The sequence below is a fragment of the Acinetobacter sp. ANC_7655 genome, assembly GCF_056784015.1.
In genome coordinates this window covers 1-591 of sequence record NZ_JBWYJB010000032.1, presented here as the reverse complement: position 1 = coordinate 591, position 591 = coordinate 1, and the positions used below count along the sequence as shown (strand labels likewise).

1 protein-coding gene is annotated in these 591 nt (G+C 40.8%); it reads left to right on the top strand.

The genetic code is table 11. The annotated features are described in order from the left end of the window. Positions 1 to 25: 25 nt before the first annotated feature. A partial coding sequence (locus AC1M9N_RS14460) for a thioredoxin family protein (protein ID WP_481954970.1) occupies positions 26 to 591 on the top strand: 566 nt, incomplete at its 3' end.

Here is a 591-nt window from a genome sequence, read left to right as displayed (position 1 = left end):
TATTACTCCTTTGGAGACGTTAGCAATGTTAGATCAAAATACTTCAGCTCAATTAAAAACGCTTTTAGAACGCCTTGAAGGTCCAATCGAATTGGTTGCGACTTTAAATGATTCAGACAAATCTGCAAAAATCAAAGAACTTGTGGAAGAAGTGGCTGCACTTTCTCCATTCGTCACAGCTCGTTTTGATGGTCAAAATAAACGTGCGCCGAGCTTTGGTATTGCAAAAGCAGGTGAAGAACCGCGTGTCTTCTTCGCAGGCTTACCAATGGGTCATGAGTTCACTTCTTTGATTTTGGCATTGCTACAAACTTCTGGTTATGCACCAAAAGTATCTGATGAAGTATTAGCATCCATCAAAGCTTTAGAAATCAAATCTGACTTTGACGTATTCGTATCTTTAAGCTGTCATAACTGCCCAGATGTGGTTCAAGCACTTAATTTGATCGCAATCTACAACCCTGGCACAACAGCAACCATGATTGATGGTGCATTCTTCCAAGACGAAGTAGAAGAACGCAAAATCATGGCTGTCCCAATGGTGTTCCAAGACAACGAACATATTGGTCAAGGTCGTATGACATTGGAAGA